At 67.5% G+C, this 22,567-nt stretch carries 22 protein-coding genes; 9 read left to right on the top strand and 13 right to left on the bottom strand.

The window, feature by feature from the left end:
- The first annotated feature begins 19 nt into the window (after positions 1–19).
- The 3 genes from ACM0PB_RS12520 to ACM0PB_RS12510 all read left to right on the top strand — a co-directional run bounded on the left by ACM0PB_RS12520 (position 20) and on the right by ACM0PB_RS12510 (position 5,254).
- Entirely contained in the window at positions 20–2,689 is a 2,670-nt protein-coding gene (locus ACM0PB_RS12520) for a polysaccharide deacetylase family protein (RefSeq protein ID WP_065197161.1), read from the top strand.
- A 3-nt stretch (positions 2,690–2,692) separates the two neighbouring features.
- Positions 2,693–4,042, top strand: a complete 1,350-nt coding sequence (gene mnmE / locus ACM0PB_RS12515) for a tRNA uridine-5-carboxymethylaminomethyl(34) synthesis GTPase MnmE (protein ID WP_164229743.1) — start codon at positions 2,693–2,695, stop codon at positions 4,040–4,042.
- 105 nt (positions 4,043–4,147) lie between these two features.
- A complete protein-coding gene (locus ACM0PB_RS12510; protein WP_164093366.1) occupies positions 4,148–5,254 on the top strand; it encodes a glycerophosphodiester phosphodiesterase in 1,107 nt (368 codons plus the stop codon).
- A gap of 153 nt (positions 5,255–5,407) precedes the next feature.
- Here ACM0PB_RS12510 and ACM0PB_RS12505 read toward each other — a convergent pair whose 3' ends face one another.
- Both ACM0PB_RS12505 and ACM0PB_RS12500 read right to left on the bottom strand, forming a co-directional pair.
- A complete protein-coding gene (locus tag ACM0PB_RS12505; RefSeq protein WP_065179045.1) occupies positions 5,408–6,178 on the bottom strand; it encodes a rhomboid family intramembrane serine protease in 771 nt (256 codons plus the stop codon).
- A gap of 106 nt (positions 6,179–6,284) precedes the next feature.
- Entirely contained in the window at positions 6,285–7,247 is a 963-nt protein-coding gene (locus ACM0PB_RS12500; RefSeq protein ID WP_065186612.1) for a TerC family protein, read from the bottom strand.
- Positions 7,248–7,593: 346 nt separating this feature from the next.
- Between ACM0PB_RS12500 and ACM0PB_RS12495 the strand changes: the two genes are divergently transcribed.
- A complete protein-coding gene (locus tag ACM0PB_RS12495) occupies positions 7,594–8,763 on the top strand; it encodes a class I SAM-dependent rRNA methyltransferase (protein WP_005421231.1) in 1,170 nt (389 codons plus the stop codon).
- A gap of 138 nt (positions 8,764–8,901) precedes the next feature.
- Positions 8,902–10,143, top strand: a complete 1,242-nt coding sequence (locus ACM0PB_RS12490; protein WP_065179043.1) for a dipeptidase — start codon at positions 8,902–8,904, stop codon at positions 10,141–10,143.
- Between the two features lie 93 nt (positions 10,144–10,236).
- Here ACM0PB_RS12490 and ACM0PB_RS12485 read toward each other — a convergent pair whose 3' ends face one another.
- From ACM0PB_RS12485 to ACM0PB_RS12470, 4 genes are all read right to left on the bottom strand, one after another.
- Positions 10,237–11,664 (bottom strand): amino acid permease, encoded by a 1,428-nt coding sequence (locus ACM0PB_RS12485; RefSeq protein ID WP_005421234.1) that lies wholly within the window; start codon positions 11,662–11,664, stop codon positions 10,237–10,239.
- A 164-nt stretch (positions 11,665–11,828) separates the two neighbouring features.
- Positions 11,829–12,248 (bottom strand): hypothetical protein, encoded by a 420-nt coding sequence (locus tag ACM0PB_RS12480; RefSeq protein ID WP_053496733.1) that lies wholly within the window; start codon positions 12,246–12,248, stop codon positions 11,829–11,831.
- Entirely contained in the window at positions 12,245–12,874 is a 630-nt protein-coding gene (gene leuE / locus ACM0PB_RS12475) for a leucine efflux protein LeuE (protein ID WP_049417162.1), read from the bottom strand. Before leuE ends, ACM0PB_RS12480 begins: the two co-directional genes overlap by 4 nt.
- 14 nt (positions 12,875–12,888) lie before the next feature.
- A complete protein-coding gene (locus tag ACM0PB_RS12470; RefSeq protein ID WP_065197167.1) occupies positions 12,889–13,860 on the bottom strand; it encodes a LysR family transcriptional regulator in 972 nt (323 codons plus the stop codon).
- Between the two features lie 91 nt (positions 13,861–13,951).
- On the opposite strand from ACM0PB_RS12470, the gene ACM0PB_RS12465 reads away from it, so the two are divergent.
- The gene (locus ACM0PB_RS12465; RefSeq protein WP_065186609.1) at positions 13,952–14,959 is read left to right on the top strand and encodes a zinc-binding alcohol dehydrogenase family protein; all 1,008 of its coding nucleotides are present in this window, start codon (positions 13,952–13,954) and stop codon (positions 14,957–14,959) included.
- Positions 14,960–15,029: 70 nt separating this feature from the next.
- On the opposite strand, the gene ACM0PB_RS12460 is transcribed toward ACM0PB_RS12465, so the two are convergent.
- The gene (locus ACM0PB_RS12460) at positions 15,030–15,635 is read right to left on the bottom strand and encodes a glutathione S-transferase family protein (RefSeq protein ID WP_065197168.1); all 606 of its coding nucleotides are present in this window, start codon (positions 15,633–15,635) and stop codon (positions 15,030–15,032) included.
- 45 nt (positions 15,636–15,680) lie between these two features.
- Here ACM0PB_RS12460 and ACM0PB_RS12455 point away from each other — a divergent pair, with 45 nt between their 5' ends.
- The 3 genes from ACM0PB_RS12455 to ACM0PB_RS12445 all read left to right on the top strand — a co-directional run bounded on the left by ACM0PB_RS12455 (position 15,681) and on the right by ACM0PB_RS12445 (position 18,366).
- On the top strand, positions 15,681–17,231 hold the full coding sequence (locus tag ACM0PB_RS12455) for a DNA recombination protein RmuC (RefSeq protein ID WP_065179038.1): 1,551 nt from the start codon (positions 15,681–15,683) through the stop codon (positions 17,229–17,231).
- A gap of 70 nt (positions 17,232–17,301) precedes the next feature.
- A complete protein-coding gene (locus ACM0PB_RS12450) occupies positions 17,302–17,697 on the top strand; it encodes a hypothetical protein (RefSeq protein ID WP_065179037.1) in 396 nt (131 codons plus the stop codon).
- 123 nt (positions 17,698–17,820) lie between these two features.
- Positions 17,821–18,366, top strand: coding sequence for a glutathione peroxidase (locus ACM0PB_RS12445; RefSeq protein ID WP_065179036.1), 546 nt, complete (start codon positions 17,821–17,823; stop codon positions 18,364–18,366).
- A gap of 85 nt (positions 18,367–18,451) precedes the next feature.
- Here ACM0PB_RS12445 and ACM0PB_RS12440 read toward each other — a convergent pair whose 3' ends face one another.
- Genes ACM0PB_RS12440 through ACM0PB_RS12415 form a run of 6 tightly spaced genes read right to left on the bottom strand, consistent with a single transcriptional unit; the run spans position 18,452 to position 22,548 of the window.
- Positions 18,452–19,465 carry an MlaA family lipoprotein gene (locus ACM0PB_RS12440; protein ID WP_065179035.1) on the bottom strand — a complete coding sequence of 338 codons (1,014 nt, stop codon included), beginning with the start codon at positions 19,463–19,465 and terminating at the stop codon, positions 18,452–18,454.
- 1 nt (position 19,466) lies between these two features.
- On the bottom strand, positions 19,467–19,778 hold the full coding sequence (locus tag ACM0PB_RS12435) for an STAS domain-containing protein (RefSeq protein WP_005421254.1): 312 nt from the start codon (positions 19,776–19,778) through the stop codon (positions 19,467–19,469).
- Positions 19,768–20,430 carry an MlaC/ttg2D family ABC transporter substrate-binding protein gene (locus ACM0PB_RS12430; protein ID WP_053496740.1) on the bottom strand — a complete coding sequence of 221 codons (663 nt, stop codon included), beginning with the start codon at positions 20,428–20,430 and terminating at the stop codon, positions 19,768–19,770. Before ACM0PB_RS12430 ends, ACM0PB_RS12435 begins: the two co-directional genes overlap by 11 nt.
- Entirely contained in the window at positions 20,427–20,951 is a 525-nt protein-coding gene (mlaD, locus tag ACM0PB_RS12425) for an outer membrane lipid asymmetry maintenance protein MlaD (protein WP_065186607.1), read from the bottom strand. Before mlaD ends, ACM0PB_RS12430 begins: the two co-directional genes overlap by 4 nt.
- 59 nt (positions 20,952–21,010) lie before the next feature.
- Entirely contained in the window at positions 21,011–21,760 is a 750-nt protein-coding gene (locus ACM0PB_RS12420; protein WP_005414955.1) for an MlaE family lipid ABC transporter permease subunit, read from the bottom strand.
- A complete protein-coding gene (locus tag ACM0PB_RS12415; protein WP_065179062.1) occupies positions 21,760–22,548 on the bottom strand; it encodes an ABC transporter ATP-binding protein in 789 nt (262 codons plus the stop codon). The genes ACM0PB_RS12420 and ACM0PB_RS12415 overlap by 1 nt, the downstream gene beginning before the upstream one ends.
- Positions 22,549–22,567: the final 19 nt, after the last annotated feature.

The raw sequence follows: 22,567 nt of genomic DNA, 5'->3' as shown, positions 1-22,567 counted from the left end.
TCCCATCTTCGAGTCCGCCATGCGTGCGTCGTCGTTCCGCCTGTTCCTGCCCTCGCTGCTGTTGACCCTGGCCGTAGCGGGCTGTGGCGACAAGGACGCGAAGGTGCCGGCGAGCACGGTCACCCAGGCGAGCGCGCAGGCTGCGGCCGCCGCCGATCCTGCCGCTGCGCCGTTGCTGGCGGCGCTGCAGAAGCAGCTCGATGGCTACCGCCGGATCATCGTGCTGCTGGCCGACGAGGAGCAGCAGTCGACCGCCGACCGCGGCACCTCCACGCGTGTGGGACAGCAGCTGTTCCACGATGGCCTGGAACAGCGCACGACCATCGCCGCGCAGTTCGACACCCTGCTGCGCGGTTCCAGCCCGCAGCGCTTTGCCACTCTCGGCACGGTGCTGGACTACATCGAGTCTGCGCCGGAACTGTTCGACGCCGATCGCCTGGCCTTCCGTGAAGTGCTGCGTGACCTGCATGAGCGGGTCGGCACCGATTCCTCGCTGCCGGCGGTGAAGCTGCACCAGCGCATCGGTGAGGATCTGGAAGCGCTCGATGAGATCGAGCGCAACTACAACCAGGAACTGACCCGCATCTTCAGCCGCTTCGAGCGCACCCGCGCCATCGAACTGAAGCGCGAGAAATGGGACGACTACATCGCCCACCTGCACAAGGACTACAGCCGTGAAGCGATCCTGCGCGACTACGGGGTGATCGAGCCGTATCCGATGTCGATGAAGGACAGCGACCGTGAGATCTTCGGCCGCGACCTGCCGGCCAAGACGGTGGTGCTGACCTTCGACGATGGCCCGCACAAGGCCTACACCGATGAAGTGGTGGCCATCCTCAAGCGTTACGACGTGCCGGGCGTGTTCTTCGAAGTGGGCCGCAACCTGGGCAAGGTCGAGGCCGATGGCAAGGTCAGCCTCGGCCCGATGGCGAAGATCAGCCGCAACCTGATGGAACAGGGCTATGCGGTCGGCAACCACAGCCTGACCCACGCCCAGCTGTCGCGCACCACCGGCGACGCCCTGCGCCAGCAGGTGCTGGACACCGACACGCTGCTGAAGGATGTCGACAGCAAGCGCGCGCCGCTGTTCCGCTTCCCGTACGGCGCGCGCAATGCCGAAGGCCTGCAGCTGCTCAACGAAGCCGGGCTGAAGTCGATCATGTGGAACATCGACTCGATGGACTGGGCTGACCCGGTGCCGGAATCGATCGTGCAGCGCGTACTCGACCAGGTGAACAAGGAGCAGCGCGGCATCATCCTGTTCCATGACATCCACGATCGCGCAGTGAAGGCGCTGCCGCAGATCCTCGACCGGCTGATCGCCGAGGGTTACCAGTTTGCCGGCTGGAACGGCCGCGACTTCACCGTGGCCCGTGCGCGCAAGGGTGATGCCGCTGCCGCCACCGTCACCACCGGCTACGAGAAGTCGTGGGCGATCGTGGTCGGCATCGACAACTACGCCAAGTGGCCGAAGCTGGAATACGCCAGCCATGATGCGCAGGCGGTGGCCGATACCCTGACCGGGCAGTTCGGCTTCCCGTCCTCGCAGGTGATCGTGCTGAAGAACGAGCAGGCCACGCGCAACAACATCCTCGCGGCCTTCCACGACCGCCTGGCTGACGATCGCACCGGGAAGAACGACCGCGTGTTCGTATTCTTCGCTGGCCACGGCGCGACCCGCCAGCTCGCCTCCGGGCGCGACCTCGGCTACATCATCCCGGTCGATTCGGATCCGAAGGAATTCGCCACCGACGCGATTGCGATGACCGACATCCAGAACATCGCCGAAAGCATGCAGGCCAAGCATGTGTTGTTCGTGATGGATGCCTGCTACAGCGGCCTGGGCCTGACCCGTGGCGGCCCGTCGTCGTCGTCGTTCCTGCGCGAGAACGCACGTCGCAGCGCGCGGCAGATGCTGACCGCCGGCGGCGCCGACCAGCAGGTGGCCGATGCCGGCCCCAACGGCCACTCGGTGTTCACCTGGGTGCTGCTGCAGGCGCTGGCCGGCAAGGGTGACCTCAACGGCGATGGCCTGATCACCGGTACCGAGCTGGCCGCCTACGTGGCGCCGGCCGTCTCAGCCGTTTCGCACCAGACCCCGGCCTTCGGCAGCCTGCCCGGTTCGCAGGGCGGCGAGTTCGTGTTCCAGGTGCCGGACAGCCAGGAATTCCTCAATGCCGATACGCGCCAGCTGACCGCCGATGCGATCGCGCTGAACAACAAGGTGGAGGCCGCCAGCGAGGCCAAGGGCAGCCAGGCACCGGTGACGGTGGCTGACCTGCAGGGCGGCAAGGCCAAGCTGGTAGTGCCCTCCGCCGGACCGGCGTCCGACCGCCAGCGCGCGCAGCAGGCCAACGACCGTGGCCTGCAGCTGTACCGCGAGAAGCAGTACGACGAGGCAGCCGCGCAGTTCACCGAAGCGCTGAAGCTGCGTCCGGACTTTGCCCAGGCCGCCAACAACCTCGGCTTCGTCTACTACCGTCAGCAGCGCTACGCTGAAGCCGCACGCTGGCTGGAGAACACGCTGAAGATCGATCCGTCGCGTGCGGTGGCCTATCTCAACCTGGGCGATGCCTACTTCAACGCCGGCGACAAGGCCAAGGCGAAGCAGGCCTACACGACCTACCTGGCGCTGCAGCCGCAGGGCAGTGGTGCCGCGCAGGCACGCGCGCAGCTGGAGAAACTCTGAACCATGAACGACGCGATCCGTACCGACACCATCGTGGCCATCGCCAGCGCTCCGGGCGCTGGCGGTGTCGGCCTTCTGCGCCTGTCCGGTTCGCGCGCTGCGGCGATCGCCCGCGCGCTGGGTGCGCCTGCACTGCGCCCGCGCCATGCACACTATGCGCGCCTGCGCGACGCCGATGGCGACGTCATCGACGATGGCATCGTGCTGTGGTTCCCGGCGCCGAACAGCTTCACAGGCGAAGAGGTGGTGGAACTGCAGGGGCACGGCAGCCCGGTACTGCTGCAGCAACTGGTCGCGCGCTGCATTGCGCTCGGTGCGCGCCAGGCGCGGCCGGGTGAGTTCAGCGAACGCGCGTTCCTCAACGGCAAGCTCGACCTGGCCCAGGCCGAGGCCATCGCCGACCTGATCGCGGCCGGCGACAACCGCGCCGCACGCGCCGCGCGACGTTCGCTGGATGGTGTGTTCTCGCGGCGCATCGACGCCGTGGTCGAGCAGTTGGTGCTGTTGCGCATCCACGTGGAAGCAGCCATCGACTTCGCCGACGAACCGCTGGATACCCTCGGCGGTGCGCAGGTGCGGCGTGGGCTGGAGCAGGCGCGCAGTGATCTGGCCCTGCTGCGCCGCGACGCCGAACGCGGCCGTCGCCTGCGCGATGGCCTGCACGCGGTGCTGATCGGTCCGCCGAACGCCGGCAAGAGTTCACTGCTCAATGCGCTGGCCGGCAGCGAGCGCGCCATCGTTACCGACATCGCCGGCACCACCCGCGACACGCTGCGCGAGACCATCCGCCTGGATGGCCTGGAGCTGACCCTGGTCGACACCGCCGGCCTGCGCGACGGTGGCGATGCCATCGAACGCGAAGGCATGCGCCGCGCGCACATGGAAATCGAGCGCACCGACCTGGCGTTGATCGTGCTGGATGCGCGCGATCCGGCGGCCGGGCAGGCGGCGTTGGGTGACGCCGTGGCAGCGGTGCCGCACAAGATCTACATCCACAACAAGTCGGACCTGCTCGGTGTGCTGCCGGCGCTGGACGACCCGGACCGCGTATTCGTTTCGGCAGCCACCGGCGCCGGGCTGGACGACCTGCATGCGCGCCTGCGTTCGATTGCCTCGGCCGGGGCAGGGGAGCAGGTGGATGGCGAGTTCTCCGCGCGCACGCGCCATGTGGACGCGATCGAGCGAGCGCAGGAACACGCGCAGCGCGCCGATCGCGAACTGGCGCATGAGCACCTGGAACTGGCCGCCGAGGAATTGCGGCTGGCCCATGACGCACTGGGCGAGATCACCGGGCAGATGAGTGCGGATGATCTGCTGGGAAGGATCTTCTCGAGCTTCTGCATCGGCAAGTAACTGCAGAGCCGAGCCCGTGCTCGGCTCTACAGGTGCAGGCTTCCCCCACCTGTCACATTGCCGCCGCATACTGACGGCCATCACATACCGCTTGGGGAAGTCGCAGTGAAGTCGTGGGGTTGTGCGTTGCTGTTGTCGCTGGCCGTGGCACCATCGGTAGCCATGAGTGCTGAATCCTCCACCCCGGCCGCACCCAAGGTGTCGGTCTACGGCCATCGCGGGGCAAGCGCACTGCTGCCCGAGCACACCCTGGCGTCGTACGCGCAGGCGATCGCCGATGGCGCCGACTACATCGAACCGGACCTGGTGATGACCAGGGACGGGGTGATGGTGGCCCGCCACGAGAACGAGATCGGCGGCACCACCGACGTCGCTTCGCATCCAGAGTTCGCCAGCCGCCGCACCAGCAAGGTGATCGATGGTCAGAAGGTCGACGGCTGGTTCACCGAAGACTTCACACTGGCCGAGCTGAAGACCCTCTATGCGCGCGAGCGCCTGCCGGAACTGCGCAGCACTGCCTACGACGGGCAGTTCCGCATCGCCAGCCTGGACGAGATCCTGGCCTTCCTGGTGCAGCAGGCCGGGCGTGCCAACCGCGGCATCGGCCTGGTGCCGGAGATCAAGCACCCGACCTACTTCCAGTCCATCGGCCTGCCGATGGAAGACAAGCTGCTGGCCGCACTGCGTGGCAACGCGTACACCAATGTCGGGCCGGTCACGATCCAGTCGTTCGAGACCGCCAACCTGCGCTACCTGCGCGGCAGGATCGGCCGGGGCAGCAACATCCGGCTGCTGCAGCTGCTGTGGAAGGGCGATACCCAGCCGGCCGACATCGCCAAGGCCGGCGGCACGCTGACCTATGCGCAGATGATGGCCCCGGCCGGCCTGAAGGACATTGCCGGCTACGCCGATGGCATCGGCCCCGAGCTGCGTTCGATCATTCCACTGGATGCCAAGGGCGCGCTGGGCACGCCGACCTCGCTGGTACGTGATGCGCATGCCGCTGGCCTGATGGTGGTTCCGTACACCTTCCGCCCGGAAAACCACTTCCAGCCCAGCAACCTGCGCAAGGGTGCCGACAGCGCGCGCAATGCCGAGGGATCGATCGCCGAGATGCGGGCTTACCTGGCGACGGGCATCGATGCGTTCTTCACCGATGACCCGGCGCTCGGCCGGCAAGCGGTGGATGGGATGGGCGCGGCGGGGAACTGAGCGATCCACGCGCCGGGCATGGCCCGACGCTACCCGGGGGCCGGTGTGCTCTGGTAGGTGCCAACCTTGGTTGGCACACAACAACCGCGCCGACCAAGGTCGGCCACTACCGATTCATGAGGTTGCCGGCCAGCGGCCGGCACCACCCTCACCTCAACCGCGCGGTTCGTCCGGGCGGCGGAACGGGATCACCACGTAGTCCTGGCCCTCGCGCGGCTGCCACAGTACCGGCACGCGCTGCGGTGACGGCGGCTCCAGCTCGTCGTCGGACAGCGGCTCGGCCTCGTCTTCTTCGTCTTCCCAGCTGTAGCGCTGGCGCGGTGGCAGTGGGTCGGCGTTGCGGAACAGCAGCGCGGCGATGATGCCGGCGAAGGCGCCGCCCATGTGCGACTGCCAGGACACACCATCGGCGTGCGGCAGGATGGTCATCAGCATGCCGCCGTAGAACAGCATGCCGATCAGACCGGTGGCGATCGCCGCACGGTCGCGGCGCAGCAGGCCGAGGCTGGCCAGCAGGAACATCAGGCCGTGGGTCACGCCACTGGCGCCCAGGTGCACGCTGCCCGGATTGCCCAGCATCCACGCGCCGAGGCCCGAACCCAGCCACAGCAGGGGCAGCGCGCGTACGGTGGCCTTCGGATACACGCTGCCGGCCAGCGTGCCGAGGATCAGGATGGCGATGCTGTTGGCGGCGATATGCTCGACCGAGGCATGCAGCATCGGGCCGCCGATCAGGCCGAGCAGGCCCTTGGCTTCCAGCGGTGCGACCGCCCACGGTCGCCAGTCGAACGTGCCCTGCAGGGCGAACACGGCCACCAGCACCAGCACGGCGGCCAGGCTGACATTGAACGCCCGCAGGATGCGCGAGCGATCATTGCGGGGGGCCGGCACGTCGTCGGCGGGCAGGGGAGCGTTGTTGTCCATACCTCAGCAATGGCGGTGACTGGCGCGAAACCAAGGCCACCGTAACGGGAGAGTGGAGGCGGCCGGCGGGACAATCCCACCGGCCGCACCGTTCAATGGATCACGCTCAGGCCGGGCCTTCGCCTTCCTTCGGCGGGTACTTCAGGCTCAGCACCACGGTGGCGGCGATGATCACCGCGACCACGCCCAGCGAGACCGGGGTCGGGATCTTGAACAGGTCGATGATCATCATCTTGATGCCGATGAAGCCCAGTACCAGCGCCAGGCCGTACGGCAGCAGGTGGAAGCGGTCGGCCATGCCGGCCAGCAGGAAGAACATCGCGCGCAGGCCCAGCACCGCGAACACGTTGGAGGTGAGCACGATGAACGGGTCGGTGGTGATCGCGAAGATTGCCGGGATGCTGTCCACGGCGAAGATCACGTCGGTGACCGCGATCAGGATCAGCACCGCGAACAGCGGGGTGAACCAGCGCACGCCATCACGCTTCACGCTCAGCGCGTTGCCGGCGTAGTCCGGCAGCAGGCGCAGGTGCTTGCGCATCCAGCGCAGGGCCGGATTGGTCTCCAGGTCCGGCTCCTGGCCGGCGGCGAACCACATCTTCCAGCCGGTGAACAGCAGGAAGGCACCGAACACGTAGAGCAGCCAATGGAACTGGCTGATCAGCACGCTACCAGCGAAGATCATGATCGTACGCAGCACGATCGCACCCAGGATGCCGATGATCAGCACCTTCTGGCGCTGCTCTTCCGGCACCGCGAAGTAGCTCATGATCATCAGGAAGACAAAGATGTTGTCGACCGCCAGCGCCTTTTCGACCAGATAACCGGTCAGGAACTCGAGGCCGACCTTGTTGGCCACGACCTGGCCGGCGGTCTCATTCAGGTAGTACCAGAGGCCGGCGTTGAACAGCAGGGCCAGCGCGACCCAGCCGATGGACCACCACAGGGCCTCCTTGAAGGTGACCTTGTGCGGTCCACCATGGCGCATCAACACGAGGTCGACCAGCAGGGCGATGACCACCACCGCTGCGAAGCCGCCCCACAACCACACGTTACCGATCGTCTGCATTGGGAATGTCCGTTGGAAAGATGAATGCCAGGCCGGACGGCGAGGATCTGCAACGGAGGATCGGGAGGGGATCCAGGGACAGAGCTTCGCCAGTACGGCGAAGGTCTCGCTCGCAGTTCCAGTCGGCTGGAACTGCCGTTGCACCGGAGCCTGCGGGCTCGAAATGACGGCGACAACGTCTGGGAGCTACTCCCCTTCTGGGGCCGATTCTGCCGTCTGGCCCCGCCGCCGTCAAATGGGGAGGCCAGGGGTCGGATCCCCAAAGGGACTCCGACCTCATCGTCGCCACACTGGGGTCAGAGCCCCTGCGGGGATCCGACCCCGGCGCCCGGTTTACAATGGGTGGATGAATACCCCCCTTCCCGTTGTCCGCCTCAAGAATGCGTGGCGCTCCAGCCACCCGTGGATCTTCCAGAAACTGGTCGAGAAGCCGACCGTCCGGCCCAAGCCCGGTTCCATCGTCGACGTGGTCGGCATCGATGGCGAGTTCATTGGCCGCGGGTTCTACAACGGGCACTCGCGCATTGCCGTGCGCATCCTTGAAACCGACCAGAACGTACCGGTGGATGCCGGCTGGTTCTCGCGCAAGATCGCCCAGGCAGTGTCGCTGCGCCGTGAGGTACTCAAGCTCGATGCGGTGTCCGATGCCTGGCGCGTCGTGCACAGTGAAGGCGACGGCCTGTCCGGCCTGGTGGTGGACCGCTACGGCGACCTGGTGGTGGTCGAGTTCTTCGCCGCCGGCATGTTCCGCCACCGCGAATGGATCTACGATGCGCTGCGCGAGCAGTTCCCCGGCTGCCGCTTCCACAGCTTCGCCGACGAGCACGTGCAGAAGCAGGAAAGCTTCGACTTCCACGGCAACACCACCACCGAAGCGTCGGTGATCACCGAGTACGGCATCAAGTTCCGCGCCGACCCGGCCGGTGCGCACAAGACCGGTTTCTTCGCCGACCAGCGCGAGAACCGCGAGTGGCTGAGCCAGCAGGTGGAAGGCAAGAGCGTGCTCGACCTGTGCTGCAACACCGGCGGTTTTGCCGTGTACGCGGCGGCGCGTGGTGCTTCGGAAGTGATCGGCATCGACATCGACGAGGACGTGATCCAGATCGCCAAGGGCAATTCGCGCCTGAACAACGTGCGTCCGAAGTTCATCCAGTCCGATATCTTCCCGTGGCTGCGCGACGCCGCCAACCGCGGTGAGCAGTACGACGTGGTGATCCTGGACCCGGCGAAGATGACCCGCGACCGCGACCAGGTCATCACCGCACTGAAGAAGTACCTGGACATGAACAAGCTGGCGCTGGGCGTGGTCAAGCCGGGCGGCCTGTTCGCCACCTTCTCCTGCACCGGCCTGGTGGCCGAGGACCAGTTCCTCGACATGCTGCGCCGCGCGGCCTATTTCTCCGGCCGCACGATCCAGATCCTGAAGGTGGCCGGCGCCGGTCCGGACCATCCGTTCATGGCCCACGTGCAGGAATCGCGTTACCTCAAGGCCGTGTTCTGCCGCGTGGTGGACTGACTGCGGGACGCTGTAGAGCCGAGCCCATGCTCGGCTGATCTGCCTGACAGCCTCAAGATCCGCCGGACGTGGCCCGGCGCTACCCAATGCGCGGCCACGGCGCTATGGTCGGGCTCTTCCCCATGCCGGTGAGAGCCCATGCCATCGTTGCGCCACCTGTCCGTCGTGCTCGCCCTGGCGCTGTGCGCGCCGCTGTCCGTCCACGCCATCGAGTTCAGCGCGCAGGAGCTGGCCCGCGCCAAATCCCTGCAGCAACGCCTGGTCACGCTCGACAGCCACCTGGATACGCCGGCCAACTTTGGTCGCAGCGGTTTCGACATCGAGCAACGCCACGACCGCAACGCCCTTTCGCAGGTCGACTACCCGCGCATGGTCGAAGGCGCGCTGGACGGCGGTTTCTGGGCGATCTACACCGACCAGGGCGACCGCACCGCTACCGCCCATCTGGCCGAGCGTGACCACGGCCTGCAGCGACTGATGGAAATCCGCGAGATGCTGGCGGCCAATCCCGAGCGCTTCGCGCTGGCACTGACCGCCGATGACGCAGCGCGGATCAAGGCTGCCGGCAAGCGCGTGGTCTACATCAGCATGGAAAATGCCAGCCCGCTGGTGGCTGACCCCAGCCTGCTGTCGTTCTATCACCGCGCCGGCCTGCGCCTGCTCAGCACCGTGCACTTCGCCAACAACGAGTTCGCCGATTCGGCCACCGATCCCAAGGGCGCGGAATGGAAAGGACTTAGCCCGGCCGGCAAGGAGCTGGTGCGGCAGGCGGTCAAGCTGGGCATCGTGATCGACCAGTCACATGCCTCGGATGCGGTGTTCGACGATCTGCTGGCGATGATGCCGGTGCCGTTCGTGCTGTCGCACAGCTCGGCCAAGGCGGTCTACGACCATCCGCGCAATCTTGACGACGCGCGGCTGCGCAGGCTGGCCAAGGCCGGCGGCGTGATCCAGGTGAACGCCTATGGCGGCTACCTGATCGACACCGCAAAGACGCCCGAGCGCAAGCAGGCCGAGGAAGCGCTGAGCAAGCAGCTGGGCGGCTGGGAAGGCATGGGCATCGAACAGGGCGTTGCCCTGCTGAAGGCCGAACAGGCGCTGGACCATGAGCATCCGGTTCGCCACGCCAGCCTGGACGACTTCTTCGCCCACTTCGAGCACATCCTCACGGTGGTCGGCCCCGAGCACGTGGGCATCGGCCTGGACTGGGATGGGGGTGGCGGACTGAGTGACCTGCCCGATGTCAGCCAGCTGCCGAAGATCACCGCGTGGCTGCTGCGCAAGGGCTATACCGAGAAGCAGATTGCCGGCATCTGGGGCGGCAACCTGCTGCGGGTGATGCGCCAGGCGCAGGATTACGCCGCAAAGCAGCGCGGTTGAAACGCCCTGCGGTAGTGCCGGCCGCTGGCCGGCATTGCCCCTGTCAAGAGGATGCGGGTTGCCGGCCAGCGGCCGGCACTACCGGTGATCGGTTTACTTCGCGATCAGTGCGTGGCGGCGGCTGTACAGGAAGTACAACACCAGGCCGACCACGTTCCACAGCAGGAAGTACAGCTGGGTCGTGTGCGGCAGGCTGATGAACAGGTAGATGCAGCCCAGTGCGGCCAGCGGGCCGACCACGAAAGCCACCGGCGTGCGGAAGGTGCGCTCGCGGTTCGGCTCGCGCAGGCGCAACACCACCAGACAGATGCCCACCGCAGTGAACGCGGCCAGGGTACCGGCATTGGCCAGCGCCGCGATCTCGTCCAGGCGCGCCACACCAGCCAGCGCCGACACCACCACCGCAGTGAACAGTGTGGTCGCCACCGGCGTGCCGGTGCGTGCGTTGACCTTGGACAGGCCACGCGGCAGCAGGCCATCGCGGCTCATCACAAAGAAGATGCGGCTCTGGCCGTACAGGAAGGCCAGCAGCACCGTCGGCAGGGCGATGATCGCGATCACGCCGATCACCATTGCCGCGGTCGGATGGCCCAGCTGGCGCATGATCAGCGCCAGCGGCTCGGCGCTGTGGCCGAACACCGCGTAGCTCATCGCACCGACGGCCGCCAGCGCCACCAGCACGTAGACGATGGTGCAGCCGATCATCGAACCGATGATGCCGATCGACAGGTCGCGGCCCGGGTTCTTGGTCTCCTCGGCGGCGGTGGAGATCGCATCGAAGCCGTAGAAGGCGAAGAAGATGATGGCTGCCGCCGCCATCACGCCGTGCTCGACGCCATCGGGGCCCATCGACTTGGCAAAGCCGTACGGCATGAACGGCTGCAGGTTGGCGCTATCGAAGGCGGGCAGGGCCACGGCCACGAAGATGGCCAGCGCGATCAGCTTGAACACCACCAGGATGGCGTTGAGCGTGGCGCTTTCCTTGGTGCCGGCCATCAGCATGCCGGCCACCAGCCAGGTGATGATGATCGCCGGCAGGTTGATCATGCCGCCTTCCACGTGCGGGCCGGCGGCCAGCCAGGCCGGCAGGTGCACATTCCAGCCGAACTGGGTATGGACCCATTCGAGGAAGCCGACGAAGTAGCCTGACCAGCCCACCGCCACCGTACTCACCACCAGCGAGTACTCCAGGATCAGGCTCCAGCCCACAACCCAGGCGAATACCTCGCCCAGCGCGCTGTAGCTGTAGGTGTAGGCACTGCCGGCGGCCGGCATCATCGTCGACAGTTCGGCGTAGGACAGTGCCGCGCAGGCGCAGACCGCACCGGCAATCGCGAAGGAGATCAGCACGGCCGGGCCGGCCAGGTTGGCACCCACGCCGATCAGCGTGTAGATGCCGGTACCGACGATGGCGCCGATGCCCAGCGCGATCAGGTGCGGCCAGCTGAGCGTCGGGATCAGACGCCTGCCGGCTTCGTGGACGGTGACGGAATCTAGGGACTTGCGCCGGAACAGGGACATGCAGGCCTCGGAAGGGGTGACTAAGAACGACAAGTTCCCGAGTGTGACCGAACGCAGCGCAGCATTACCACTGACGCGGGTCATACCCGACGCGCCGCGCGCTGCACCGCGATCAGGCTGCCGGAATCGGCATAAAGCAGGCCGGACCCCCGCGCCGGGCGACGTCAGGGCATGGCGGGCCAGTGGCAGCCGTCTTCCTGCCAGGCCTCGACGTCGTCGTGAAAAGAGCTCCTGCGCCCGTCACGGGCACGCTCATAGCGCAGGTCCAGCACCAGCGCGCCCTGGGTACTTAACAGGTAGCGGCCGTTGAGGCGGCCATCGATGCGCTCTTCCCAGACGCTGTCGAACTGGTACGGGCGATCTTCGGCCAGCACCGTGCTTTGCATCGAGATCCGGCGCAGGGGCAGGCGCTTGCGCTGGCCGGCGTAGCGCACGTCGGACTGTCCGTCCTCCAGCCAGCGCCATTCCAGGTGGATGCTGCCGTTGCGACCGCCGGTCAGGCAACGATGGTCCTGTACGGTGGCGCCAGAGGCGGTGCCGGCGAACAGCAGGGCCAGGCCGAGCAGCGGCAGCCGCCCGTTCATCCGTTCAGCCCCAACCGGATGCCAAACCCCACCAGGAACAGGCCGGCCACGCGGCGCAGCGCGTCGCTGATCCGCGGGTGCTGGATCAACCGGCGACGGGCCAGGTTGCCCACACCGATCAGCATCGAGCAGTAGGCGATGCTGACCACCAGGATGATGCCGGCCAGTGCCGCGAAGGTGGCGATGCCCTGGTGTGCCTTGGGATCGATGAACAACGGCAGGAAGGCCATGTAGAACAGGATCGCCTTTGGGTTGAGCAGGCTGACCAGGATCGCCTGCTGGAAGTAGCGGCCCGGCTGCATGCGGATCGGGCCGGCATCACCGCCTTCGTGCTTCGGCGTGCGCAGCAGGCCGATGCCGACCCACACCAGGTAGGCCGCACCCAGGTACTGCACGGCGTGGAACACCAGCGGGTTGGCCTTGAGCAGCGCGGCCACGCCGGCCAGCGCGAGCCACATCAGGATCTGGTCGCCGACCAGCAGGCCGGCCAGTGCGGTGTAACCGCCGCGCACGCCACCACGGCCGGTGGCGGTCAGCAGGGTGAAGGTACCGGGGCCGGGCAGGGCGAGAAACACCAGCACGGCGACCAGAAACGTCCACAGGTCCTGGATGCCCATCCACGGCATGGCGGCGTTCTCTCTTACGGGGGGCCGCCATTGTCGGCCAGCGCCGGGACTGGCGACAGGGGGCCGGCAGGACCCTCGGGCATGCCAGACAGCAGAGGTTGCAGGTGCTGGCGCAGCTGCGCGTGCAGCTGCCGCACCGCCGGCGAGAACTGCTTGCGGTGCGGGCAGACCAGCTGCAACGGTATGTGGCTGCCGATGCCGTCGAGCAGCAGCTGCAGGCGCCCTGCGAGCACATCCTCGCGCAGGTCCAGCCAGGATTTGTAGGTGATGCCTTCGCCGGCCACCGCCCAGCGCCGCACCACATCGGCGTCATCGCAGACCAGCGGGCCGCGCACCGGAATCACGCTGCGGCGCCCGTCGACCTCGAACGACCAGCGATCATAGGCGCGGCCACTGAGCTGGTAGACCAGGCAATGATGCTCGCGCAGATCGTCCAGGCGCGTGGGCGTGCCGCGCCGCTGCAGATAGTCGGGCGACGCCGCGAGTACGCGCCGATTGCCTTCCAGCAGGGGCAGGGCGACGTAGTTGGCGTCGTCGAAGTGGCCGATGCGGATGGCCACGTCGACCGGGTCGCGGAACACGTCGGCCACTTCGTCGGACAGGCGCAGGTGCAGGCGCAGCCGGGGGTGCGCGGCGCGAAAGGCGCTCAGCCAGGGCAGCAGCAGATTTCGACCGAAGTCCGACGGCGCCGACAGCTGCAGGGTGCCGTGCAGTTCGGCGTCTTCGCCCTGAACGCGCGCCTGGCCCTCGCGCAGGGTGGCCAGCACCTCCTGCGCATACGGCAGGTACAGCGCCCCCTCGCCGGTCAGGCGCAGGCTGCGCGTGGTGCGCACGAACAGGCGCAGGTCCAGCTCGCGTTCCAGCCGCGCCACCGCCGCAGCAACCTGCCCCGGCAGCAGGTCGGCTTCGCGGGCCGCCTGCGAGAAGCTGCCCAGTGCGGCAGTACGGACGAACAGCTGCAGATCGTCGAAGCGGATCATCTTCATCGCCAGAGTGAAAGTGCTGCCCGATTCTGCGCCTTTCCGAGGGACCGCGCGCGGCGCAACCTGTCGCCTCCTTCCCCACTGGACCGCTGCCATGCGCGCCATTGCCTACACCCAAGCCGGCCTGCCGATCGATGATGCCCAGGCCCTGATCGACATTGAACTGGAACTGCCGCAGCCCGGCCCGCGTGACCTGCGCGTGGCGGTACGCGCGGTGGCGGTGAACCCGGTCGACACCAAGGTCCGCCGCGGCGTGGCCACCGATGGCCCGCGCGTGCTGGGCTGGGATGCGGTCGGCATTGTTGATGCGGTGGGCAGCGAGGTGACCCTGTTCCAGCCCGGCGACGCGGTCTACTACGCCGGCGTCATCGACCGCCCGGGCAGCAATGCGCAGTACCAGCTGGTGGATGAGCGCAGCGTCGGGCGCAAGCCGGCCAGTCTCGACGATGCCGCCGCCGCAGCGTTGCCACTGACTGCAATCACCGCCTGGGAGCTGCTGTTCGACCGCCTGCGCATCCCGGAGGGTGGTGGCGAAGGCCAGACCCTGCTGGTGATCGGTGCTGCCGGTGGTGTCGGTTCGATCCTGGTGCAGCTGGCACGGAAGCTGACCAGGCTGACCGTGATCGGCACCGCCTCGCGCCCGGATACCCAGGACTGGACGTACGCAATGGGGGCACACCACGTGATCGACCACAGCCTGCCGCTGGCCGAGGGACTGGCGCGGCTCGGCATCAGCGAGGTGCAGCATGTCGCCAGCCTGACCCACTCCGACCAGTACTACGCGCAGATCGTGGAACTGCTGGCACCGCAGGGCCAACTGGGGCTGATCGATGACCCGGGCCAGGTGGACGTGATGGCGCTCAAGCGCAAGGCACTGTCACTGCACTGGGAGTCGATGTTCACGCGGCCGCTGTACCGCACCGCCGACATGCAGCGCCAGCACGACCTGTTGAACCGTGTGGCCGAGCTGATCGATACGGGCGTGCTGCAGACCACCCTGGGCGAGCACTTCGGGCGCATCGACGCGGCCAACCTGCGGCGCGCCCACGCGCTGCTGGAAAGCCAGCGCGCCAAGGGCAAGATCGTGCTGGAAGGCTGGTAACACCGGCGGTTCCCGCGCCCCCTTGGGGTCAGATCCCTTTCCCCCCAGGGAAAGGGATCTGACCCCTGCCTCAGGCCACGCCGTTGTCGACGTGGGTGGTGAAACCGGGCTGCTCGCGCAGCCGTTCGAACCACGCCGAGAGGTGTGGCAGCACGGGCTTGTTGCCGGGCGTGCTGCGCCAGCGCTGGGCCGATAGCCCGAGCACGATGTCGGCCAGGGTGAAGGCGTTGCCCGTCACGTGGCAGTGGCCACCGGCCAATTGTGTGTCGAGTACGCCCATCAAGTGGTTCCACTGCGCCAGGCTGGCCTCGGCGCGGGCATCGTCCGGGTAGTCTGGGTGCCGCCGCACGCGCGCCATGAACACGTGCCGCCAGGCGCTGTTGAGGTCGCTGGCCTGCCAGTCCATCCACTGCTCGACCCGGGCGCGATCCTGCGCCGTACCGGGCAGCAGGTCATCACGGCCAGCACGTGCGGCCAGGTAGCGGCAGATGCTGTTCGATTCCCACAGCACGAAGCCGCCATCGCGCAGGACCGGCACCTGCCGGTTCGGATTCAACGTGGCCAGCAGGTCCGCCGGTGGTTCTGGCTCGTGTTGGAGTGGCAGGTCGAGGCCGGCGCACAGCCACAGCACCTTGCGCACGTTGATGGAGGTGGGCTTTCCGTACAGAGCGAGCATGGTCCTGACGCAGCAGCTGAGACTCGGCCAGCCTACACTTGCCCCATGCAAACCGAATACCTGCTCATTGCCGGCCTTCTATTGGCCGTGCTCATCCTGCAGCTGGTCGCCCTGCTGCGCCGCCCGCCGCATGAACGCCTGGAACAGGCCGTGCGCGAGGAGGCGCGCGCCGGGCGCAGCGAACTGCGCGAACAGCTCGATGGCTTCGCCCGCGCGCTGACCGATCTGTCCACCCGCACCGATCAGCGCCTGGACCTGCTGCGCGAAGCGCTGGGCGAAGATGCCCGCAAAGCGCGCGCTGAAGTGGCCGACAGCCAGCAGCGCGGCGCAGCATTGATGGGGCAGCGGCTGCAGGAACTGCGCGGCCAGCTGGAGACCTTCGGCCAGCAGCAGGAGGCACGCATCCATGCGTTTGGCCAGCAGCTGCAGGAGCTCACTGCGCGCACCGATACCCAGCTCGGGGCGCTGCGCCAGACCCTGGTGGACGATGCACGCAAGGGCCGCGAGGAGGGCGCGCTGTCGCAGCAGCGCCTGACCGACAGTCTGGGCCTGCGCCTGCAGGAACTGACACAGCGCAACGAGCAGCGCATCGCCGAGATGCGTGCCACGCTGGAGGAACAGCTGCGCGCGCTGCAGAACGACAACGCGCAGAAGCTGGAGCAGATGCGCCACACCGTGGACGAGAAGCTGCAGTCGACGCTGGAAACGCGACTGGGCAATTCCTTCAAGCTCGTCTCCGAGCGCCTGGAACAGGTGCAGCGTGGCCTCGGCGAGATGCAGCAGCTGGCCACCGGCGTGGGCGACCTCAAGCGCGTGCTGACCAACGTCAAGAACCGCGGCAGCTGGGGCGAAGTGCAGCTGGAGAATATCCTCGAGCAGACACTCACCCAGGAGCAGTACGCGCGTGCGGTGAGGGTGCGCCCGGATAGTGGCGAGATGGTCGATATCGCCGTGCGCCTGCCGGGCCGCAGCAGCGACGACACGCCGGTGTGGCTGCCGATCGACTCCAAGTTCCCGCGCGAGGACTACGAGCGCCTGCTGGACGCACAGGAACAGGGCGATGCCGAAGGCGTGCGCCTGCAGGGCATCCAGCTGGAGCGCGCGGTGCGCGTGCAGGCCAAGTCGATCTGCGACAAGTACATCGCACCCCCGCATACCACCGATTTCGCAGTGATGTTCCTGCCCACCGAGGGGCTGTACGCCGAAGTGATCCGCCGCCCGGGACTGGTCGATCTGCTGCAGCGCGAGCACCGCGTGGTCGTGGCCGGGCCGACCACGGTCACCGCGCTGCTCAACAGCCTGCAGATGGGGTTCCGCACGCTGGCCATCGAGCAGCGCTCCAGCGAGGTATGGAGCCTGCTGGGCGCAGTGAAAAGCGAGTTCGGCAAGTTCGCCGGCATCCTGGAGAAGGCCGAGAAGCAGATCACCACCGTCGGGCGCAGCATCGGCGAGGCCAGCCGCAAGACGCGCACCATCGAACGGCGCCTGCGGGGTGTCGAGTCGCTGGCTGCCGAGCAGGCCCAGTCGCTGCTCGGCGACCTGGCCGAGGGAGATGCCACGGCCGAGGAAGAGGCGAGCGACGGCGAGGAGGCCTGACCGGCGCCGACACGCCGCCTGCATCGCCGGTGCGTATGCTGGCGGCCTGCCCGCCCGATCCGGTACCACGATGCGCCTGCCCCTTTGCACCAGCCTTGTCCTGACCGCACTGCTTGCTGCCTGCAGCAGCGCGCCACCGAGCGTGGACACGACCGCGCAGGCCACGGCCACCAGCCCTGAAGCTGCCGAGGCCTATCGCGAAGCGCGCGACGTCGACTGCCAGGCCGCCGGTGGCACCCTGCAGCGGCTCGGCCGGCTGCAGCGCGAGCAATGCGTGATTCCCTATGCCGACGCCGGCAAGGCCTGCAGCCGCAAAAGCGACTGCACGGGCCAGTGCCTGGCCGCAGGCGAGGCAATGGCCGGTGATGTGGCGTCCGGTACCTGCCAGCGTGATGCCAGCCAGAACTTCGGTTGCCGCCAGCGTATCGATGACGGCAAGGCGCAGGGCACGATCTGCGTGGATTGAGGATGCCTGTAGAGCCGAGCCCATGCTCGGCTGCCATGGCATCAGCCGAGCATGGGCTCGGCTCTACAACAGCGCGCGCGGCGCTATGCTGGTGGGCCATTCCCGCCGTAGCCGGAGCCCCGCGTGAGCACCCCGATCCAGGACATTCCCCTCACCACCATCGACGGCCAGCCGTCCTCGCTTGCCGACTACCAGGGCAAGGTGCTGCTGCTGGTCAACGTCGCCTCCAAGTGCGGCCTGACCCCGCAGTACGAAGGCCTGCAGGCGCTGTATGCGGAAAAGCACGCGCAGGGCCTGGAAGTGCTGGGCTTCCCCGCCAACAACTTCCTCGGCCAGGAGCCGGGCAGCGAGGCCGAGATCCAGCAGTTCTGCCAGCTTACCTACGACGTCAGTTTCCCGATGTTCTCCAAGATCAGCGTGGCTGGCGAGGACACCCACCCGCTGTACCAGCGGCTGACCGCCGCCCAGCCGCAGTCGATCGGCGAAGGCCCGCTGCGTGAGCGCCTGGCGAGCAAGGAGATTCCGATCCACGCAGCACCGGCGGTGCTGTGGAACTTCGAGAAGTTCCTGGTTGGCCGCGACGGCAAGGTCATCGCGCGCTTCGCCCCGGACGTGGCTGCCGATGACGCGCGCCTGCGCGAAGCCATCGAGGCCGCGCTGGCGGCCTGAGGAAAGCGTGCCAACCGAGGTTGGCACCTACCGGAAAAGAAAAACCCCGCCGAGGCGGGGTTTTTTCATGCACGGGCTGCAGCGATCAGTTGCTCCAGTTCGGCATCGGCATGGCATCGACCGGGATCGGCGAATTGGCATCATCATGGCCGCGGTCGCGCTTGCTGCGCAGGTCGTTCTCGATCTGGTAGTTGCGGCGCTGCATCCACGCATCGCGCACCAGCGAGTACTCGTCCACGGCGGTGTCGCGCAGATCATCGATCGCCAGCAGCTGTGCGCGGGTGTCGACCAGCTGCAGGCCCTGCAGGCCGATGCGGACCTTGTCTTCCTCGATGCGGCGGATCGGCGACAACGGGATGTCACCGGCCAGGCCGAACACGTCGCGCACGGTACGCGGGCCGAAGAACGGCAGTTCCACGTAGCGCGAACGACGCCAGCCCCAGGCTCCCAGGGTCTGGCCGAAATCTTCATTGCGACGCGGCACCATCGCCTTGCTGGCCGGATCGAACAGGCCACCGATGCCCAGCGTGCTGTTCATCAGGAAGCGGCCGAGGCTGTCCCACGCATCGGCACCGCGGCCCTGCAGCAGCTGGTTGGTGATGGTCACCGGCGCACGCAGGTTGCTGAAGAAGTTGCTGACGCCGGTACGCGCGAAACGCGGCACCACGTGGGTATAGGCGGTGGCCAGCGGGCGGGCCACACCGCGGTCGACCGCATTGTTGAACTTGTGGACCTTGCGGTTGAACGGTTCCCACGGATCGTAGGCCGCGGCACTGCCGGTGTTGCCGGTGCCACCATACAGGGCGTCGAAATCATCGTCGCTGGCGGCGGTGGATGCTGCGGTCTTCGGTGGGCTGGCCTCTGCGCCCTGCGGCGCAGTTGTCGGCACCGCAGCGGCAGGCGTTGCCGGGTTGGCCACGGGAGCGACCGGAGCAGTACCGACCACCCCGGTATCGGCCGTTGCGGCCGTCGCTTCGGCAGCAGGGCCGGGCGCGACCACGGTGCTGGCGACCGGTGCGTCGCTGCGCGCGGGCTTGCCGGCACAGGCGGTCAGGGCGGTGGCCAGGAGGATCAGGGGGAAAGTGCGTACGACGTTCATGTCAGCTCGCAGCAGAAGTAGCGTTGAAGTCCAGGTCGGGCGACAGCCGGTAGGCTGCGCTCAGCTCGTTGAAGCCGGCCGGCGCGCCGGAAATGGCCAGCGCATGGCCCGCCTTGCGTGCCCGGGCGGCCAGTTCGGCCAGCAGGGCCAGGCCGGCGCTGTCCACGCGCTCGACCTCGCCCAGCTCCAGCCGCGCCAGCTGGGCTGGCAGGGCCTGCAGTTGCGGCCACAGTGCAATCACCGCGGCACGGTCGAGCACCCCGCGCAGGCGCAGGGTGTCGCCTTCCAGCAGCGCCAGTGCGTTACTTGCCATTGCCCGCCGGCCCGGCCTGCAGGCTGCCGCTGTGCAGCTCGCTGGCCACCTGCTTGATGCCCTTCTGGCGCAAGGGCGTATCGAACTGGTTGCGGAAGGTCTGCACGTAGGAAATGCCTTCGATGTTGACGTCGAAGATCTTCCACTGGCCGTTCACGTTGCGCATCCAGTACTCGACCGGGGTCGGTTCGTTGCCGGCGCGCACCAGTTCGGTGCTGACGCGCACGCCACGGTTGCCCGGCAGCGGGCTTTCACCCTTCAGGCGGAAGCTCGGCTTGCCCTGGATGTTGAGCAGGGTCGAACCGTAGCGCTGCATCAGGCTGTCGGCCATCGCATCGGCGAACAGCTTGATGTCGCCGTCGGAGGCGCCGCGGGCGTGCGGGCCCAGCACCAGGCGTGCCGCATAGTCGCGGTCAAAGGTGCGGTTCAGTTCGCTGTCGATGTAGCTGCGCAGGCTGGCCGGGTTGCTGCTGAACTCGCTGCGGCGCTGCTGCAGCGTGGTGAGAATGCGCGTGCTGGCATCGATCACCACCTTGCCGGCCTGGCCCTGCGCTGCGGCAGCGGCGGGGGCGGCCGCCTGGGCCTGGGCAAGGAACGGGGTGGCCATCAGCAGCGCCGAGGCGAGCAGGGCGGGAATCAGTTTCATTTTCATGGTTGCGGTTCCGTTGCAGGCGCCTGCGCGCCATCGTTGGGCTTCTGGGCAGGGCCACCACCGGCGCCGCCACTGAACATGTACTTGCCGACCAGCTGGATCAGGTCCACCGCCGGTTGGGTGAAGACGATCTCGTCACCGGCCTTCAGCACGTCCGGGTCACCGCCCGGCTGCAGACCGATATAGCTCTCGCCGAGCAAACCACTGGTGAAGATGCCCGCCGAGGTGTCCGCCGGCAGGTCCTTGACCTTGCTGTCCATGCGCAGGGTCACGATGGATTCGAACTTCACCGGATCCAGGTCGATGGAGGCGACCTGGCCGACGGTGACGCCGCCGATCTTCACCGGCGCCTGCTTGCGCAGCTGGCCGACCTGGGAGAAGCGCGCCTTCAGCTCGTAGCCCTGGCTGCCCCAGCTCCAGCGCTGGTTGGTCGAGGCCACGGCCAGCACCATCAGCGAGGCCAGGGCCAGCAGCAGGAATGCGCCGACAGAGAATTCGAGTCTGGGACCGCGGATGGCCATGTGGATTACCTGATCGAGTCGTGGTGGCCGCGCGCGCATGCGCACCGCCGGTGGAGGGGTTAGGTGAACAACATTGCCGACAGCACGAAGTTGAACATCAGCACCAGCAGCGAGGCATTGACCACCGCACGGGTGGTCGCCACCGAGGTGCCCTCGATGGTCGGCTCGGCGTGGAAACCAACATAGGCGGCGACCAGCGCTGCGGTGCCGCCGAAGATCGCCGACTTCAGCATCGCCACGCCGAAGTCGTCCCAGAAATCGACGCTGTTGCGCAGTGCCGACCAGAACACGCCATTGTCCAGGCCCAGCACATGCACCGCTTCGAAGTAGCTGGCGCTGATCGCCAGCGAGCAGAAGATGCCGGTCAGCAGCGGCACGGTCAGCACCGCCGCCCAGAAGCGCGGCGCGACGGCCTTGGCCACCGGGTCGATCGCCATCAGCTCCAGTGCCTTGATCTGGTCGGTGGCGCGCATCAGGCCCAGTTCGGCGGCGATCGAGCTGCCGGCGCGGCCGATGAACAACAGCGCGGTCAGCACCGGCGCCAGTTCCCGGTACAGCGACAGGCCGAGCAGGGTCGACAGCGCGTCGGCCGCACCGAAGGTGGTCAGCGTGCGGTAGCCCTGCAGGGTCAGCACCAGGCCGACGAAGGCACCACCGACGGCGATGATCGGCAGCGAGCGTGCGCCGATCTTGTAGATCTCGCGGGTCAGCTCGGCCAGGAAATCACGGGTCGGCAGCGAACCACGCAGCACAGTCAGCGAGAACAGGCCGGCGCGACCCAGCGAGCGGGTGGCTTGGACGAACGGCATCAGGCGACCCTCGCGCGCGGCGCGGCATCGAACGGAATGGGGCCATCGGGCTGGCCGTGCAGGAACTGCCGAAGCAGCGGGTCCTGACTGGACTGCAGCGCCTCGGGCGTGCCCTGGAACACGATGCCGCCATTGGCGATGGCGATCACCTGGTCGCAGATCGGCAGGGTCTCGTGCACGTGGTGGCTGACAATGATGCTGGTCAGGCCCAGGCTGTGGTTGAGGCGCTGGATCAGGCTCATGATCACGCCGGAGGCGATCGGGTCCAACCCGGTCAGCGGCTCGTCGTAGATCATCAGTGGCGGATCCAGTGCCAGCGCGCGGGCCAGCGCGACGCGGCGCGCCATGCCGCCGGACAGTTCGCGCGGCCAGGCATCGGCAGCGGCCAGCAGGCCCACGGCATGCAGCTTCATTTCCACCAGGCGGCGCAGCACGGCGGTCGGCAGGCGGGTATGCGTGCGCAGTGGCAGCGCGACGTTTTCGGCGACGGTCAGATCGGTCAGCAGGCCGTTGCCCTGCAGCAGCACACCCACGCTCTTGCGCATCTCCAGCAGCGCGCCGCTGTCATGCGGAACCGGCCTGCCGAACAGGGTGACCTCGCCGGCGACCGGACGCAGTTCGCCGGTCAGTGCCGCCAGCAGGGTCGACTTGCCACTGCCCGACGGGCCCAGCACGGCCGTGATGCTGCCCTTGGGCACCTGCAGCGACACGTCACGCAGGATCGTGCGCCCGCTCCGGTCGATGCGGACGTTGGATAACTGCACCAGACTGGAGGCGGAAGCCGACATGGGCACCATTAACGTTTTT

It is taken from the genome of Stenotrophomonas sp. AR029, assembly GCF_047520695.2.
In the GTDB taxonomy this organism is placed as follows: Bacteria; Pseudomonadota; Gammaproteobacteria; order Xanthomonadales; family Xanthomonadaceae; genus Stenotrophomonas; species Stenotrophomonas sepilia.
This window is presented reverse-complemented; position numbering and strand designations above follow the sequence as displayed.

Coding starts and splice junctions, on each gene's coding strand:
- ACM0PB_RS12520 (WP_065197161.1), top strand. CDS start 20: ATGCGTGCGTCGTCGTTCCGCCTGTTCCTGCCCTCGCTGCTGTTGACC.
- ACM0PB_RS12490 (WP_065179043.1), top strand. CDS start 8,902: ATGCCATCGTTGCGCCACCTGTCCGTCGTGCTCGCCCTGGCGCTGTGC.
- ACM0PB_RS12485 (WP_005421234.1), bottom strand. CDS start 11,664: ATGTCCCTGTTCCGGCGCAAGTCCCTAGATTCCGTCACCGTCCACGAA.
- ACM0PB_RS12460 (WP_065197168.1), bottom strand. CDS start 15,635: ATGCTCGCTCTGTACGGAAAGCCCACCTCCATCAACGTGCGCAAGGTG.
- mlaD (WP_065186607.1), bottom strand. CDS start 20,951: ATGGCCATCCGCGGTCCCAGACTCGAATTCTCTGTCGGCGCATTCCTG.
- ACM0PB_RS12470 (WP_065197167.1), bottom strand. CDS start 13,860: ATGAAGATGATCCGCTTCGACGATCTGCAGCTGTTCGTCCGTACTGCC.
- mnmE (WP_164229743.1), top strand. CDS start 2,693: ATGAACGACGCGATCCGTACCGACACCATCGTGGCCATCGCCAGCGCT.
- ACM0PB_RS12440 (WP_065179035.1), bottom strand. CDS start 19,465: ATGAACGTCGTACGCACTTTCCCCCTGATCCTCCTGGCCACCGCCCTG.
- ACM0PB_RS12435 (WP_005421254.1), bottom strand. CDS start 19,778: ATGGCAAGTAACGCACTGGCGCTGCTGGAAGGCGACACCCTGCGCCTG.
- ACM0PB_RS12415 (WP_065179062.1), bottom strand. CDS start 22,548: ATGTCGGCTTCCGCCTCCAGTCTGGTGCAGTTATCCAACGTCCGCATC.
- ACM0PB_RS12480 (WP_053496733.1), bottom strand. CDS start 12,248: ATGAACGGGCGGCTGCCGCTGCTCGGCCTGGCCCTGCTGTTCGCCGGC.
- ACM0PB_RS12455 (WP_065179038.1), top strand. CDS start 15,681: ATGCAAACCGAATACCTGCTCATTGCCGGCCTTCTATTGGCCGTGCTC.
- ACM0PB_RS12450 (WP_065179037.1), top strand. CDS start 17,302: ATGCGCCTGCCCCTTTGCACCAGCCTTGTCCTGACCGCACTGCTTGCT.
- leuE (WP_049417162.1), bottom strand. CDS start 12,874: ATGCCGTGGATGGGCATCCAGGACCTGTGGACGTTTCTGGTCGCCGTG.
- ACM0PB_RS12500 (WP_065186612.1), bottom strand. CDS start 7,247: ATGCAGACGATCGGTAACGTGTGGTTGTGGGGCGGCTTCGCAGCGGTG.
- ACM0PB_RS12505 (WP_065179045.1), bottom strand. CDS start 6,178: ATGGACAACAACGCTCCCCTGCCCGCCGACGACGTGCCGGCCCCCCGC.
- ACM0PB_RS12495 (WP_005421231.1), top strand. CDS start 7,594: ATGAATACCCCCCTTCCCGTTGTCCGCCTCAAGAATGCGTGGCGCTCC.
- ACM0PB_RS12430 (WP_053496740.1), bottom strand. CDS start 20,430: ATGAAAATGAAACTGATTCCCGCCCTGCTCGCCTCGGCGCTGCTGATG.
- ACM0PB_RS12420 (WP_005414955.1), bottom strand. CDS start 21,760: ATGCCGTTCGTCCAAGCCACCCGCTCGCTGGGTCGCGCCGGCCTGTTC.
- ACM0PB_RS12465 (WP_065186609.1), top strand. CDS start 13,952: ATGCGCGCCATTGCCTACACCCAAGCCGGCCTGCCGATCGATGATGCC.